Annotated in this window: 13 protein-coding genes; 8 read left to right on the top strand and 5 right to left on the bottom strand. The window is 55.7% G+C overall.

Annotated elements, in window-relative coordinates; genetic code table 11:
• Positions 1 to 4 precede the first annotated feature (4 nt).
• From hisS to PAT9B_RS14740, 6 genes are all read left to right on the top strand, one after another.
• Entirely contained in the window at positions 5 to 1279 is a 1275-nt protein-coding gene (gene hisS, locus PAT9B_RS14765; protein ID WP_013510080.1) for a histidine--tRNA ligase, read from the top strand.
• A gap of 38 nt (positions 1280 to 1317) precedes the next feature.
• Positions 1318 to 1935: a YfgM family protein gene (locus PAT9B_RS14760; protein ID WP_013510079.1), complete on the top strand. Its 618-nt coding sequence runs from the start codon at positions 1318 to 1320 to the stop codon at positions 1933 to 1935.
• Positions 1936 to 1954: 19 nt separating this feature from the next.
• The gene (bamB, locus tag PAT9B_RS14755; protein ID WP_013510078.1) at positions 1955 to 3136 is read left to right on the top strand and encodes an outer membrane protein assembly factor BamB; all 1182 of its coding nucleotides are present in this window, start codon (positions 1955 to 1957) and stop codon (positions 3134 to 3136) included.
• 155 nt (positions 3137 to 3291) lie between these two features.
• Positions 3292 to 4782 carry a ribosome biogenesis GTPase Der gene (gene der / locus PAT9B_RS14750; RefSeq protein WP_013510077.1) on the top strand — a complete coding sequence of 497 codons (1491 nt, stop codon included), beginning with the start codon at positions 3292 to 3294 and terminating at the stop codon, positions 4780 to 4782.
• Positions 4783 to 4834: 52 nt separating this feature from the next.
• Entirely contained in the window at positions 4835 to 5062 is a 228-nt protein-coding gene (locus PAT9B_RS14745) for a zinc ribbon domain-containing protein (protein WP_013510076.1), read from the top strand.
• Between the two features lie 396 nt (positions 5063 to 5458).
• On the top strand, positions 5459 to 7888 hold the full coding sequence (locus PAT9B_RS14740) for a glucose/quinate/shikimate family membrane-bound PQQ-dependent dehydrogenase (protein WP_013510075.1): 2430 nt from the start codon (positions 5459 to 5461) through the stop codon (positions 7886 to 7888).
• 70 nt (positions 7889 to 7958) lie between these two features.
• On the opposite strand, the gene PAT9B_RS14735 is transcribed toward PAT9B_RS14740, so the two are convergent.
• The 3 genes from PAT9B_RS14735 to xseA are packed head-to-tail and all read right to left on the bottom strand — an operon-like array spanning position 7959 to position 10723.
• Positions 7959 to 8294, bottom strand: a complete 336-nt coding sequence (locus tag PAT9B_RS14735) for a protealysin inhibitor emfourin (protein ID WP_013510074.1) — start codon at positions 8292 to 8294, stop codon at positions 7959 to 7961.
• Positions 8291 to 9304, bottom strand: a complete 1014-nt coding sequence (locus PAT9B_RS14730) for a M4 family metallopeptidase (RefSeq protein ID WP_013510073.1) — start codon at positions 9302 to 9304, stop codon at positions 8291 to 8293. Before PAT9B_RS14730 ends, PAT9B_RS14735 begins: the two co-directional genes overlap by 4 nt.
• A 60-nt stretch (positions 9305 to 9364) precedes the next feature.
• On the bottom strand, positions 9365 to 10723 hold the full coding sequence (gene xseA / locus PAT9B_RS14725) for an exodeoxyribonuclease VII large subunit (RefSeq protein ID WP_013510072.1): 1359 nt from the start codon (positions 10721 to 10723) through the stop codon (positions 9365 to 9367).
• Between the two features lie 170 nt (positions 10724 to 10893).
• Between xseA and guaB the strand changes: the two genes are divergently transcribed.
• Together guaB and guaA are read left to right on the top strand one after the other, a co-directional pair.
• Positions 10894 to 12360 carry an IMP dehydrogenase gene (gene guaB / locus PAT9B_RS14720; protein ID WP_013510071.1) on the top strand — a complete coding sequence of 489 codons (1467 nt, stop codon included), beginning with the start codon at positions 10894 to 10896 and terminating at the stop codon, positions 12358 to 12360.
• 72 nt (positions 12361 to 12432) lie between these two features.
• Positions 12433 to 14013, top strand: coding sequence for a glutamine-hydrolyzing GMP synthase (guaA, locus tag PAT9B_RS14715; RefSeq protein WP_013510070.1), 1581 nt, complete (start codon positions 12433 to 12435; stop codon positions 14011 to 14013).
• A gap of 59 nt (positions 14014 to 14072) precedes the next feature.
• Here the strand turns inward: guaA and PAT9B_RS14710 are convergent, their stop codons facing one another.
• A complete protein-coding gene (locus tag PAT9B_RS14710; RefSeq protein WP_013510069.1) occupies positions 14073 to 14969 on the bottom strand; it encodes an oxidoreductase in 897 nt (298 codons plus the stop codon).
• 71 nt (positions 14970 to 15040) lie between these two features.
• Entirely contained in the window at positions 15041 to 15940 is a 900-nt protein-coding gene (locus PAT9B_RS14705; RefSeq protein WP_013510068.1) for a DMT family transporter, read from the bottom strand.
• Between the last annotated feature and the right edge of the window lie 51 nt (positions 15941 to 15991).

Raw genomic sequence — 15991 nt, 5'->3', positions numbered from 1 at the left:
TAACGTGGCGAAGAATATTCAAGCGATTCGCGGGATGAACGATTACCTGCCAGCTGACACAGCAATCTGGCAACGTATCGAAGGCACGCTCAAGCAGGTGCTGGCCAGCTATGGTTACAGTGAAATCCGCCTGCCGATCGTTGAGCAGACCCCGTTGTTCAGCCGCGCGATTGGTGAAGTCACCGACGTGGTTGAAAAAGAGATGTACACCTTTGAGGACCGCAATGGTGAAAGCCTGACGCTGCGTCCGGAAGGTACGGCGGGCTGTGTGCGCGCCGGTATTGAACACGGCTTGCTGTATAACCAAGAGCAGCGTCTGTGGTACATGGGACCGATGTTCCGTTACGAGCGTCCACAGAAAGGCCGTTATCGCCAGTTCCACCAGATGGGTGCAGAAGTGTTTGGTCTGCAAGGGCCGGACGTTGATGCAGAGCTGATTATGATGACCGCGCGCTGGTGGAAAGCGCTGGGTATCGCCGATCATGTCGAGCTGGAGCTGAACTCTATCGGTTCACTGGAAGCGCGTGCTAACTATCGTGACGCCCTGGTGGCCTTCCTTGAACAGCACAAAGACGTGCTGGACGAAGATTGCAAACGCCGCATGTACACCAATCCGCTGCGTGTACTCGACAGCAAGAACCCGGATGTCCAGCAGCTGTTGAATGATGCGCCGACGCTGGGTGACTTCCTCGATGAAGACTCACGCGCGCATTTCAGCGGCTTGTGTGCGTTGCTCGACGATGCCGGTATCCAATACCGCATCAATCAACGTCTGGTGCGTGGCCTCGACTATTACAACCGTACCGTGTTTGAGTGGGTAACCAGTGCACTGGGCTCACAAGGCACGGTATGCGGTGGTGGTCGCTATGATGGCCTGGTGGAGCAACTGGGCGGACGCCCGACGCCAGCCGTTGGTTTTGCCATGGGCATGGAGCGTTTGGTGTTGCTGGTTCAGGCAGTTAACCCAGAATTTGAACCGACGCGCATTGTTGATGTCTATGTTATCGCTTCGGGGCAGGGCGTGCAGTCCGCCGCGATGCAGCTGGCGGAAAAACTGCGTGATGCTGACCCACAATTGAAGCTGATGACTAACTTCGGTGGTGGTAACTTCAAGAAGCAGTTTGCCCGTGCAGATAAGTGGGGCGCGCGCATTGCGCTGGTGCTGGGTGAAGATGAAGTGGCAACCGGGCAGGTGGTGATTAAAGACCTGCGTACCGGTGATCAGCAGACGCTGGCCCAGAGTGAAGCCGCCGCGACGTTGCGCACGCTGTTGCAGTAAGCGTGCATCGCAACAGCCATTTTTAGGAGAAAGATTGCGTGGAAGTTTACAGCAACGAAAACGAACAGGTTGATGCGCTGCGTCGCTTTTTTGCCAACAATGGCAAGGCACTGGCGGTAGGCGTTATCATCGGTATCGCGGCATTAGGTGGCTGGCGTTTTTGGGCCAGTCATGAAGCCGGAAACGACAAAGCAGCCTCTGCGGAGTATCAGAAGCTGACCAGCGCCATGCAGGCTGATAAGCCGCAAACGCTGGAAGCGGTTGCCAGTTTTGCCAGTGAAAACAACAACACCTACGGTGCTCTGGCGTCTCTGGACCTGGCGAAGCAGTACGTTGAGACCAATCAGCTGGACAAAGCCATTGCTCTGTTACAGAGCGGGCTGAAAGATACTAAAGATGCCAATCTGCAGGCGGTCATTAACCTGCGTCTGGCACGCATTCAATTGCAACAAAATCAGGCCGATGCCGCACTTTCGACCCTCAACAATGTTAAGGGTGATGGCTGGACAGCTATCGTAGCGGACATTCGTGGTGAAGCGCTGCTGAGCAAAGGCGACAAGCAGGGCGCGCGTGATGCCTGGAGCAAAGGTGCGGAGTCGCAAGCTTCTCCGGCACTGAAGCAAATGTTGCAGATGAAGATGAATAACTTAAGTTAAGCCAGTCAAGAGAGCGCACATGGAATTACGTAAATACCTGCTGCCAGGGCTGATTTCAGTCACCCTGCTCAGCGGTTGCTCGCTGTTCAGCGGCGAAGAAGATGTAGTGAAAATGGCCCCGCTGCCGAAGGTAGAAAACCAGTTTACGCCGCAGACCGCGTGGAGCACCTCGGTGGGCGACGGTGTGGGTGATTTCTACTCTAATCTGCATCCGGCCTGGCAGGATGGCACTGTCTACGCGGCTGACCGCTTTGGCATTGTGAAAGCGCTCGATGCCAGCAACGGCAAAGAAAAATGGAAAGTGAATCTCTCTGAGAAGACCGGCTTCTTCTCGAAAAACATCTCTGCACTGCTGTCCGGTGGCGTGACTGCTAACGGCGATCACATCTTTATTGGTAGTGAACGCGGTCAGGTTTATGCGCTGAATACCAGCGATGGCAGCATTGCCTGGCAGACCAAGGTTGCGGGTGAAGCGTTATCGCGTCCGGTGGTCAGCGATGGTCTGGTACTGATTCATACCAGCAACGGTCAGTTGCAGGGGCTGGATCAGGCCACCGGTGCCATCAAGTGGAGCGTCAACCTTGATATGCCAGCCCTGTCGCTGCGTGGTGAATCTGCACCCGCGGTCGCCTTTGGCGGTGCGATTGTTGGCGGTGACAATGGTCGCGTCAGTGCAGTGATCATGAATCAGGGGCAGCTGATTTGGCAGCAGCGCATTTCGCAGCCAAGCGGGGCGACCGAGATTGATCGTCTGAACGACGTTGATACCACCCCGGTGATCGTCAATGGCGTGGTTTATGCACTGGCGTACAACGGTAACCTGACGGCGCTGGATCTGCGTTCTGGTCAGATTATCTGGAAACGCGAAATCGGTGGCGTGAAAGACCTGATTGTTGATGGTGGCCGTATTTACCTGGTTGACCAGAATGATCGCGTCGATGCCCTGAATGCGGATGGCGGTGTCGCGATCTGGCGTCAAAGTGAGTTGCTGCATCGCAACCTGACTTCTCCGGTGCTGTTTGACGGCTACCTGGTGGTCGGTGACAGCGAAGGCTACGTGCACTGGATCAACACGCTGGATGGTCGCTTTGTGGCCCAGCAGAAACTTGACAGCTCCGGCTTCCAGACCGAACCGGTAGTGGCAGGCGACAAGCTGCTGATCCAGTCGAAAGACGGTGAGGTTTACGCCATTTCCCGTTAAGGGCTTAGTCTGGTTGTAGGTTAAGACGGCTCCTGATTGTTCAGGGGCCGTTTCGTTTTATGGTATTCTTAGCGCCTTCAGCCTGAACCTGACGGCAAATGCCGTTATAATCACGCCATTCGGGCGATTAAATTTTAAAAACTGAGGCAAGTGTTATGGTACCTGTGGTCGCGCTGGTTGGGCGTCCCAATGTGGGAAAATCTACGCTGTTTAACCGCTTAACGCGCACCCGTGATGCGCTGGTGGCGGATTTTCCTGGACTGACTCGCGATCGCAAATATGGTCGCGCCGAAGTGGAAGGGCGCGAATTTATTGTTATTGATACCGGTGGTATCGATGGCACTGAAGAAGGCGTTGAAAACCGCATGGCGGAGCAATCGCTGCTGGCGATTGAAGAAGCGGATGTGGTGCTGTTCCTGGTGGATGCCCGCGCGGGTGTGATGCCAGCCGATCAGCAGATCGCCAATCATCTGCGTTCACGTCAGAAAGCGACTTTCCTGGTGGCGAACAAAACTGACGGTCTCGATCCCGAAGCGGCAGTGCTGGATTTCTACGCACTCGGCTTGGGGGAAATTCACGCTATTGCGGCTTCCCATGGTCGTGGTGTGACTTCGCTGCTGGAGACGGCATTGCTGCCGTGGATGGACGAAGTGGCCCCGCTGGAAGTCAGCGAAGAAGATGAGAACGAAGCCTATTGGGCGGCGTTAGCGGCAGAAGAAAACGGCGAGGAGCTGGAGGAAGAGGAAGAAGATGATTTCGACCCGACCACGCTGCCGATCAAACTGGCGATTGTTGGCCGTCCTAACGTAGGTAAGTCAACGCTTACTAACCGTATTCTGGGTGAAGACCGTGTGGTGGTGTATGACATGCCAGGCACCACGCGTGACAGCATCTACATCCCGATGGAACGTGACGATCGTGAATATATTCTGATCGACACCGCCGGTGTGCGTAAACGAGGCAAAATCACCGACACCGTAGAGAAATTCTCGGTGATCAAAACCTTGCAGGCGATTGAAGACGCCAACGTCGTGATGCTGGTGATTGATGCGCGTGCCGGGATTTCTGACCAGGATCTGTCGCTGTTGGGCTTTATCCTGAATAGTGGGCGCTCACTGGTGATTGTGGTCAACAAATGGGATGGCCTGTCGCAGGAAGTGAAAGATGAAGTGAAAGAGACGCTGGATTTCCGTCTCGGCTTTATCGACTTCGCGCGTGTGCACTTTATCTCGGCGCTGCACGGCAGCGGCGTGGGTAACCTGTTTGAGTCAGTGACGGAAGCTTACGATTGTTCCACCAAGCGTGTGAATACCTCGATGCTGACGCGCATCATGAACATGGCTGCTGAAGACCATCAGCCACCGTTGGTGCGTGGTCGCCGCGTGAAGCTCAAATATGCGCATGCCGGTGGTTATAACCCGCCGATTGTGGTGATTCACGGCAACCAGGTGAAAGACCTGCCGGATTCCTACAAGCGCTATCTGATGAACTATTTCCGTCGCTCATTGAACGTAATGGGTACGCCAATTCGTATCCAGTTCAAAGAGGGGGATAACCCTTATGCAGGCAAACGTAACCTGCTGACGCCAACGCAGCAGCGTAAACGTAAGCGTCTGATGGCGCACCTGAAAAAGAACAAGAAATAAGATGATGAGGGCCAAAGTGGCCCTCATTTTTTTTGTGTATCAGGAGAAGAAGATGAATGCTCATTGTCCCAACTGTCAGCAAGCCCTGACGCATGTAACAGAAGGTTTTGACTGCCCGCATTGTGGCAGCCATTTTGACCAGATCGCCATCTGCCCGGATTGCCATCAACCGTTGCAGGTGCTGAAAGCCTGTGGCGCAGTGGATTATTTTTGCCAGCACGGTGACGGATTGATTTCGAAAACGCGGGTGACGTTTATCCCCGATGTTGTCAAATCGTAGCGGCGCGATTTATTGCGCATTTTTTTCTGCGCAACGCACGAAATTGCGCGATAAATCGCGCCGCTACAAAAAGATGTTCGTTTCAGATTCATAAATTTTAATAAGTTACGACTGGATTTGTAGCAAAAATGCTATTGCCCAGTAACTCCTGCGTTATGGATGTTCACTTTTTAATGTACCAGGTGGTACAATCCTGCCGCCTTGTGGCGAGTCTCAATAGCGCTTCGCTGTGTCCTTCCTCACAAGACTGCATCTCGGGCGTCTCACCCGTACCAATAGTTCTAAAATAAAGACGTAAACGAAACGATTCCTGTCACAGGCAGGGCAGGGGATCTGTGACCGGACAACACCCAATATCCGGCACCTGCGCTTTATTTTTTCAGGAGAGTTTGTGTTATGGCAGAAAATTCCGCTCGCCCCTGTAAAGGGTTGAGCATCTGGTCTGTATTGTTAGGACTGGTCCTGTTGGCCGTTGGCCTGTTCTTCGTCATCGGTGGTGGTAAGCTGGTCTCCCTTGGCGGCAGCTGGTACTTCCTGATCAGCGGTATTGTTATGCTGCTGTCGGCGATTCAGTTCTTCCGTCGTAAATCCTCAGCAGTCACCCTGTTTATCCTGGTCTTTGTCGGCACCCTGATTTGGGCGCTGGTAGACGCGGGTTGGGTATTCTGGCCGCTGGTTTCTCGTCTGATGGTGCCTGCGGGCCTGATGTTCCTGGCCTTCGTAACCTGGCCTGCCCTGCGTAAAGCAGAAGGCAAAACCTCTCTGGCAAAACTGTCTTACGTCCTCTCTGCGGTGCTTGCCGTCGGTATGGTGGCGACGTTTGTCCAGATGTTCCAGCCGCACCCAACCGTGGCGTTTGAAGGCAAAGAGTTGCCGTTGATTCCGGTCGATAAAGCGAAGCAGCAGAAAGACTGGGACAACTACGGCAACACCCCGGGCGGTAACCGCTTTGTGGCGCTGGACCAGATCACCCGTGACAACGTGAAAGACCTGCAAGTGGCCTGGACGTTCCACACTGGTGATACCCCAATCAGCCCCGGCGGAAACGGTGCGGAAGATCAGGAAACTCCGTTGCAGGTGGGTAACACCCTGTACCTGTGTACGCCGCATAACAACGTGATCGCTGTTGCCGCCGATACCGGTAAGCAGATCTGGAAACGTGAAGTTAACGCCCAGTCTCAGGTATGGAACCGCTGCCGTGGTCTGGCGTACTTTGACGCGACCAAACCTCTGACGCAACCAACTCAGCCTGGCTCTACCCCGGTGACCCCGGTCACGCTGGCTGCCGGTGATACCTGTCAGCGTCGTATTCTGATGAACACCATCGATGCGCGCCTGATCGCTATCAACGCTGACAATGGCGAATTCTGTGAAGACTTTGGCAACCACGGTGTGGTGGATCTGAAAACCGGTCTCGGTAATGCGCCAGACCCGCAATATCAGCTGACCTCTGCGCCTGCTCTGGCAGGTACCACCGTCGTGGTGGGTGGCCGTGTTGCGGATAACGTGCAGACCGACATGCCGGGCGGCGTACTGCGTGGCTTCGACGTCATCACGGGCCAGATGCGCTGGGCGTTTGACCCAGGCAACGTGGACCCGAATGCTGTGCTGATGCCGGGCAAAGACTACACCCGTAGTACCCCGAACTCCTGGGCACCGATGTCCTACGATCCGGACATGAACACGGTGTTCCTGCCGATGGGTAGCTCGTCTGTTGACCTGTATGGTGCTGATCGTACCAAACTGGATCACACCTACGGAGCATCAATCCTCGCGCTGGATGCCACCACCGGTAAACAGAAGTGGGTTTATCAGACCGTGCATAACGATCTGTGGGACTTCGACCTGCCGATGCAGCCGAGCCTGGTTGACTTCCCGATGAAGGATGGTACCACTAAGCCTGCGGTCGTTATCGGTGCGAAAACCGGTATGATCTGGGTGCTGGACCGTCTGACCGGTAAGCCTTTGACCAAAGTTGAAGAGCTGCCGATGCCGCAGGGCCACATCCCGAACGAGCAGTACACCAAAACGCAGCCGCATTCGGTGGAAATGCCGAACATCGGCAACCAGACCCTGAAAGAGTCTGATATGTGGGGTGCTACGCCGTTCGACCAACTGATGTGCCGTATCAGCTTCAAATCGATGCGTTACAACGGTCTGTTCACTGTGCCGGATACGGATGTTTCCCTCAGCTTCCCGGGTTCACTGGGTGGTATGAACTGGGGCAGCATCTCGTTTGACCCGAACAACCAATACATGTTCGTCAACGATATGCGTCTGGGTCTGTGGGTGCAGATGATCCCGCAAGACACCAGCAAATCAGCCGCCAGCAATGGTGGTGAATCGGTGAACACCGGTATGGGCGCGGTGCCGCTGAAAGGCACGCCGTATGCTGTCAACAAAAACCGCTTTATGTCGCCGCTGGGTATCCCGTGCCAGGCTCCGCCGTTCGGTACCATGTCCGCGATTGATATGAAGACCCGTAAAATCGTCTGGCAGGTACCGGTAGGTACGGTGCAGGATACCGGTCCGTTCGGTATTAAGATGCACGCACAGATGCCAATTGGCATGCCGACGCTGGGTGGCTCTCTGGCAACGCAGGGTGGCCTGGTATTCTTCGCCGGTACTCAGGATTACTACCTGCGTGCGTTTGACAGCTCAACCGGTAAAGAAGTGTGGAAAGCCCGTCTGCCAGTGGGTAGCCAGGGTGGCCCGATCAGCTACGTGTCGCCGAAAACGGGCAAACAGTACATCCTGATCTCCGCAGGCGGTGCTCGTCAGTCTCCGGACCGTGGTGATTACGTGATCGCCTACGCTCTGCCGTAACCGTCACTGCCTCGGCCAGTGCCTGCTGGCCGGGTAAACGAAAAAAGGACCGACATCGCCGGTCCTTTTTTTATGCCTGCTCGCCATCGCGCCACAGGGCTTCCAGCTCAGGGGGCGCAACCTGTTCCGGAATCAGTATCACAATCGTTCCTGACTGCTGATGCGTGGCATAGCTGATTTGCAGGCGGAAGTAGCGCTGATCGCCGCGCCCGAGATTGGCGGCCTGATCTTCCGGTTCACCCAGCGGCATGGCCTGTTCAAGTACGGTACATACCCGCTGTTTTTGCGGTTCTGGCAACTGCGCCAGCGCAAAACGTCGCTCGCCACGCAAACGTGGCATAAATGCCAGCCCGCCCTCACGTGCCAGCTCAATAATCGCATCATCGGTGAGCGGAGGAATGTTCACGATACACCTACTTGCTGCCAGGCAGATTGAATCGCATCCGCCACGGAGCGATTAAAACGCTTGCTGGCATGCTGGATGGTGAAGCCGGCAAAGGTGCTGAAATTGGCATCCTGCGGCAGGCTGTGATCGCACAGCGTGTCGTACCATGCCTGACCTGCCAGTTCCCAGGCAAAGCCGCCCAGCGTTTTGGCTGCGAGATAAAATGCGCGGTTGGGGATGCCGGAATTGAGGTGCACGCCACCGTTATCATCGCGGGTTTCGATGTAATGGGCCATATCCGCGGGTTGCGGATCTTTACCCAGCATCGGATCGTTGTAGGCGGTGCCGGGCGCTGACATGGAGCGCAAGCCACGCCCGTTGATCCCTTTTGCCAGCAGCCCTTCGCCAATGATCCAGTCGGCCTGATCGGCAGTTTGTTGCCGGTTAAATTGTTTCACCAGCGATCCAAACACATCCGACATCGACTCATTCAGCGCGCCCGACTGTGAAAAGTAAACCAGCCCGGCTTCGCTCTCGGTTACGCCATGGGTCAGTTCATGCGCCACCACATCGATGGCGATGGTGAAGCGATTAAAGATCTCACCATCACCGTCGCCAAATACCATTTGCTGGCCGTTCCAGAAGGCGTTCTGGTAAGCCTTGCCGTAATGCACGGTACCGTCCAGCTTCAACCCTTTATTATCCAGTGAGTTGCGCTGATAGACTTGCCAGTAGAAATCGTAAGTGACGCCAAGGTAGTTCCAGGCTTCTTCTGCGGCCACATCACCGTTGCCGGGCTGGCCTTCCTGACGAATCAAGGTGCCGGGTAGATTCTGCGTCTGTTCGGCATCGTAAATGGCACGCACCACCTGACCTGGGGTAGCGGCGCTGTTGGGAGATGCGGTGTGCTGATGTTCGGCCATCAGATGCTGCACATGGGTCAGGGTACGGCGGGCATAATCCTGCTGAGGGCCGGAGCCATGCGCAATGATGTTGCGCAGGATGTAAGGAGGAATCACGCTGTAAGGCATACCAGACTCCCTGGCAGATGAATGTGCCAGAAAGTATAGGCCAACTGACAGCAGCGCGATTTATCGTGCGGATTTACGCGGGGTGAGAGCGGTCACTTCACTTTCCACCCAACCATCATCCAGCCGGGTGCGTAGCAGGTCGCCCTTACTCACTTGCTGCATTTTTTTCACCACATGGCCCTGAGTATCGGTGGTGACGCTAAAACCGCGCGCCAGCGTCGCCAACGGGCTGACCCCTTCCAGTTGGGCTGCCAGGGTACCAAAGCGCTGACGATGTTGATTCAGCTGATTCTGCATGCCTTGTTGCAACCGATATTGCCACTGCTGTAGCTGCTGCTGGGCACGCAAAATACGCGGCTGTGGCTGCTGCACGTTAAGGCGCTGTAGCAGGCGATCCTGCTGACGATTGGCGCTACGCAGACGTTGATCCATTGCCTCGTGCAATTTCTGCTGCAATTGCAGCAGAGCGGTGTGCTGACGCGCCAGCCGCAGTTGCGGGTGTTGCTGCTGTAGACGATGCAGGATGCGCGTGTAGCGACGTTGCTGTTGTGCCAGATAGTAATCCATCGCCATTTCCAGCCGCTGCTGCTGGGATTGCAGACGACGCAGCAACTCCAACTGATTACGGCTTACCAACTCGGCGGCAGCGGAGGGGGTGGGGGCGCGCAGGTCAGCGACAAAATCGGCGATGGTGACATCAGTTTCATGCCCGACCGCGCTGACAATCGGCAGGCGGCTGGCAAAAATGGCGCGAGCTACCCGTTCGTCGTTAAAACTCCATAAATCTTCCAGTGAACCGCCACCGCGTCCGACAATCAGCACATCACATTCATCACGCAAGTTGGCCAGTTCAATGGCGCGCACGATGGCGGCAGGCGCATCCACGCCCTGTACCGCCGTGGGGTAGATCACCACCGGCAGGGAAGGATCGCGACGATGCAATACGCGCAACACGTCGTGCAACGCTGCGCCAGTTGCCGAGGTAATGACCCCCACCTGGCGCGCCGGATCTGGCAAGGGTTGTTTAAATTGTTGGTCAAACAAGCCCTCTGCCGCCAGCCGGGTTTTCAGCTGCTCAAACTGCTGTTGCAACAGGCCTTCTCCGGCCGGGTGCATGCTTTCGATAATCAGCTGATAGTCGCCACGCGGTTCGTACAGCGTGATGCTGGCCCGTACCAACACCTGTTGTCCGTGCTGAGGCCGGAAGGCCACCCGGCGGTTGCTGTTGCGGAACATGGCACAACGTACCTGTGCTCCGTCATCCTTCAGGGTGAAGTACCAGTGACCGGATGCAGGTTGGGTAAAGTTGGAGATTTCAGCACTGAGCCACACCAGGCCCATTTCATTTTCCAGCAGTTGACGCACCGTGGTATTCAGGCGGCTGACAGTAAAAATATTGGCGGTTGGCGGTAGCGACATGTGATGGAGATCAAATATCAAATCAGAGGGTTAATTAACCGATACTACATGGCTGGTACAGGGGATCAAGAGTTTTTCTAAAAAAACACTGGAGGCAACCGATTTCGGCCTGTATAATGCCGCGGCAATATTTTATCTGTTCTCATTCACCCCCAGGTTGAGATATTGCCATGCTACGAATCGCTAAAGAAGCACTCACATTTGACGACGTTCTGCTCGTTCCTGCTCATTCTACCGTTCTGCCTAACACGGCCGATCTCAGCACCCAACTGACGAAAAACATTCGTCTTAACATTCCAATGCTTTCTGCTGCTATGGACACTGTGACCGAAGCCGGTTTGGCGATCGCGCTGGCACAGGAAGGTGGTCTGGGCTTTATCCACAAAAACATGTCAATTGAGCGCCAGGCGGATGAAGTTCGCAAGGTGAAGAAACATGAAAGCGGCGTGGTTACCGAGCCACAAACCGTGCTGCCGACCACCACCCTGGCGGAAGTGAAAGAACTGACCGAGCGTAACGGTTTTGCCGGTTACCCGGTGGTCAACGCCGACAACGAGCTGGTGGGCATCATCACCGGTCGTGACGTGCGTTTCGTGACCGACTTGAGCCAGCCGGTTTCTGCGGTGATGACACCGAAAGAGCGTCTGGTTACGGTGAAAGAGGGTGAAGCCCGTGACATCGTGTTGCAGAAAATGCACGAAAAACGCGTTGAGAAAGCACTGGTGGTTGACGATAGTTTCCACCTGCTGGGCATGATCACCGTTAAAGATTTCCAGAAAGCCGAACGTAAACCGAACGCCTGTAAAGATGCGCAGGGCCGTCTGCGTGTTGGTGCAGCAGTAGGTGCCGGTGCCGGTAACGAAGAGCGTGTTGACGCGCTGGTTGCGGCAGGCGTGGACGTACTGCTGATCGACTCCTCACACGGTCATTCTGAAGGCGTACTGCAACGTATCCGTGAAACCCGTGCGAAATACCCAGACCTCGAGATCATCGGCGGTAACGTCGCGACCGGTGCCGGTGCGCTGGCGCTGGCACAAGCGGGTGTGAGTGCGGTGAAAGTGGGTATCGGTCCTGGCTCTATCTGTACTACCCGTATCGTGACCGGCGTTGGTGTACCGCAGATCACAGCGGTTTCTGACGCAGTGGAAGCGCTGGAAGGCACTGGCATTCCGGTGATCGCCGATGGCGGTATCCGCTTCTCAGGTGACATCGCTAAAGCCATCGCGGCGGGTGCAGCAGCCGTAATGGTCGGTTCTATGCTGGCTGGTACCGAAGAATCGCCGGGTGAAATCGAGCTGTACCAGGGCCGTTCATTCAAATCTTACCGCGGTATGGGTTCACTGGGCGCGATGTCCAAAGGTTCTTCTGACCGTTACTTCCAGACCGATAACGCCGCCGACAAACTGGTGCCGGAAGGTATTGAAGGTCGCGTCGCCTACAAAGGCCGCCTGAAAGAGATCGTACATCAGCAGATGGGTGGCCTGCGCTCTTGTATGGGTCTGACCGGTTGCCCAACCATCGATGATCTGCGCACCAAGGCAGAATTTGTGCGCATCAGCGGCGCGGGCATTCAGGAAAGCCACGTCCATGACGTGACCATCACCAAAGAGTCGCCGAACTACCGCTTGGGTTCATAATCCCGTAAGATTTACCGCCCGGCTTTCGCCGGGCGCTTTTATTATTAAGTCCATCCCAATGGAAACGCCGCAATGACGACTGAAAATATTCATAAACATCGCATTTTGATCCTCGATTTTGGTTCTCAGTATACGCAACTGGTCGCGCGCCGCGTGCGTGAGCTGGGCGTCTACTGCGAACTCTGGGCGTGGGATGTCACCGAAGAGCAAATTCGTCAGTTCAACCCGAACGGCATCATTCTTTCTGGCGGCCCGGAAAGTACCACTGAACTGAACAGCCCGCGCGCGCCGGAATACGTCTTCAACGCGGGTGTGCCGGTGCTGGGCGTGTGCTACGGCATGCAGACCATGGCGATGCAACTCGGTGGTAAAGTTGAAGGCTCCACCGAACGTGAGTTTGGTTATGCGCAGGTTGAAGTGAAAACCCCGAGCGCGCTGATTCGTGACATCGAAGATGCCATCAGCGATGCCGGCAAACCGCTGCTGGACGTGTGGATGAGCCACGGTGACAAAGTGACCGCCATCCCGGCTGATTTCGTCACCGTCGCCAGCACCGAAACCTGTCCGTTTGCCATCATGGCGAACGAAGAGAAGCGTTTCTACGGCGTGCAGTTCCACCCGGAAGTGACGCACACCCGTCAGGGCCTGCGTATGCTGGAGCGCTTTGTGCGCGATATCTGCGGCTGTGAAGCGCTGTGGACCCCGGCAAAAATCATCGAGGATGCGGTTGAGCGTATTCGCGAGCAGGTTGGCGAAGACAAAGTGATCCTCGGCCTGTCTGGCGGCGTGGATTCTTCTGTTACCGCAATGCTGCTGCACCGCGCCATTGGCGACCGTCTGACCTGTGTGTTCGTCGACAACGGCCTGCTGCGTCTGAACGAAGCCGAGCAGGTGCTGGAGATGTTTGGTGACCATTTCGGTCTGAACATTGTCCACGTTGCGGCGGAAGCACGCTTCCTTGAAGCGCTGGCAGGTGAAAACGATCCAGAAGCCAAACGTAAAATCATCGGTCGCGTCTTTGTTGAAGTCTTCGACGAAGAAGCGGGCAAACTGACTGACGTGAAATGGCTGGCACAGGGCACCATCTATCCGGACGTGATCGAGTCTGCGGCTTCTGCCACCGGCAAAGCGCACGTGATCAAGTCGCACCATAACGTGGGTGGCCTGCCGAAAGAGATGAAGCTGGGCTTGGTTGAGCCGCTGAAAGAGCTGTTCAAAGACGAAGTGCGCAAAATCGGTCTGGAACTGGGCTTGCCATACGCCATGCTATACCGTCATCCGTTCCCGGGTCCGGGTCTTGGCGTGCGTGTGCTGGGCGAAGTGAAGAAAGAGTATTGTGACCTGCTGCGTCGCGCCGATGCCATCTTCATCGAAGAACTGCATAAAGCTGACCTGTACAACAAGGTCAGCCAGGCGTTCACCGTATTCCTGCCGGTTCGTTCGGTTGGCGTGATGGGCGATGGTCGTAAATACGATTGGGTGGTATCACTGCGTGCCGTCGAAACTATCGACTTTATGACCGCACATTGGGCGCACCTGCCGTATGACTTCCTGGGCCGTGTTTCCAACCGCATCATCAACGAAGTGAACGGTATTTCACGCGTGGTTTACGATATTTCTGGTAAGCCGCCGGCCACCATTGAGTGGGAATAATTCCTGCTTCAGTGGAATAAATACATTAAGCCCGCATCCGTGCGGGCTTTTTTGTTTTTTCAGCCCGGCCCATCACTGCCCGCTGCCAGCAGCGGCACCACAACATCGCTAATCGGGGTTGCAATACCGTGGGTACGGCCATAACGCTGTACCACGCCGTTGCGGATATCCCATTCCAGCGGGCGATCGGCCTGGCGATCGGCCAGAATCGAGGTGCCTAAATCCGCAGGGGCACGATGGAAGCCATCAACAATTTCCTGTGGCACGGCATCGCTCAGATTAGCCCCTTCGGCGCGAGCGACCGTCAGGCATTCGCGCAAATAGGCCAGTGCCAGTCCGGTAATATCAGGGCGTGAAAACATGCCCGCACGACGATTTGCCAGTACCATCAATCCGGCGACGGCGTTCTGGAGCAGCTTACGCCAGGCAATCGTTTTAAAATCGTCCGAGACATCCACCTGGCAACGCGTATCGCGTAACGCCGTCAGCACCAGGTCGGTTTGCGGCGTATCCGGTAGGGTCAGGCGCGGTTTGGCGCGCAGCCACACCGAGGCGTCCGGTTCACGTTGTGCAGGGAACCACACCACCGAAGGGAGAACCGTGGCACCTGAGACAAAGGGTGCCAGTTGGGCTTGCTGTTCAACACCGTTTTGTAGTGCGCAGACCACCGTCTGTTTATCGCACAGCGCAGTCAGCCAGGGGGCGGTGTCTGTAATCTGGGTGGTTTTGACTGCAACAAAAACCAAATCGAAAGGGGCGGGTACTTCCGCAGGGTTGGTGTACACGGGGCCGGGCACAATAATCTTGCCCTCGTCGTGACGCAGTTCCAGCCTGGCATGTGCCGTGCGACCAAAAATCATCGGTGTGCGGCCCACTTCATGCAGCGCAGCCGCAATGGTGGTGCCAATAGCGCCGGGGCCAATCAGCGCAACAGTGGGATTTGCGTTTTTCATCATGATTACCTTTTTATGAATTTTATGGTCGCCCATACTGCATGGTAATGATGACAGAATAACGTAGCAGGCTATTAATTCTCCAGCGTCTGCTTCTTGCCCGGTCCCACCACCATCCACACCGCGACACAAACCATCACCGCGCCCAGCACAAAGCCACTGGACAGCGTCTCATCCAGCACCAGATAACCCCACAGCACGGCAAAAGGCGGGATCAAAAAAGTGACGGTTAGCGAACGTAGCGGACCGATATCGGCGATCAGGCGGAAATACAGAATGTAAGCCAGCGCGGTACAGATCAGACCGACAGCAAGCACGCTGGCCCATACGGTCGGCTGCTGCCAGTTAATGTCTGGTTCATGCGCGACAGAAAAGGCAAAAAACGGCAGCAGAAATAACGTCGCGCCGATCTGGCTACCAAAGGCGACGGTCTTGGCATCCAGGCCACCGCGCTGGGAAATCCAGCGTCGCGTCAGGAAGCCAGCCAGTCCATAACAGCCGGTTGCCACCAGACAGGCTGCGACGCCCGCCAGCACGTTGCTGTCAGCATGGCTTTCGCCAAGCGTGGTGATAACGGTGATGCCAATCAGTCCCAGTATCACGCCGATCCATTTACGTACCGTCAGTTTTTCACTGAAAAACGTCACCCCAATGACTGCCCCCATTAATGGCGTCGTCGCATTCAGGATGGCGGAGTAACCCGCCGGGAGCCATTTCGCCGCCAGACAATACATAAAAAATGGCAGGCCGGAATTGATCACGCCGAGGATGAGGGCGGCGCGTAGTTTACCGGCGAAATCAAACGAGGAACGCAGAACCAGCAGTATCACCGCCAGTCCGATAAAACCAAACAGGACACGCAGGAAGGCGGTATTTATCGCCCCAAACTGCGGCGCGGCAATACGCATAAACAGAAAACTCGCCCCCCAGATTGCGGCCAGAAGAATCAGTCTTGTATAGTCCTGGATACGCATGTGATCACTCCATTAGCTGAACTTAATCGTAAATGTCACACTGCGACACTA

Source organism: Pantoea sp. At-9b, assembly GCF_000175935.2.
Lineage (GTDB): Bacteria > Pseudomonadota > Gammaproteobacteria > Enterobacterales > Enterobacteriaceae > Pantoea.
Note: the sequence above shows the minus strand (reverse complement) of the source record. Positions and strands in the feature narration are given on the sequence as shown.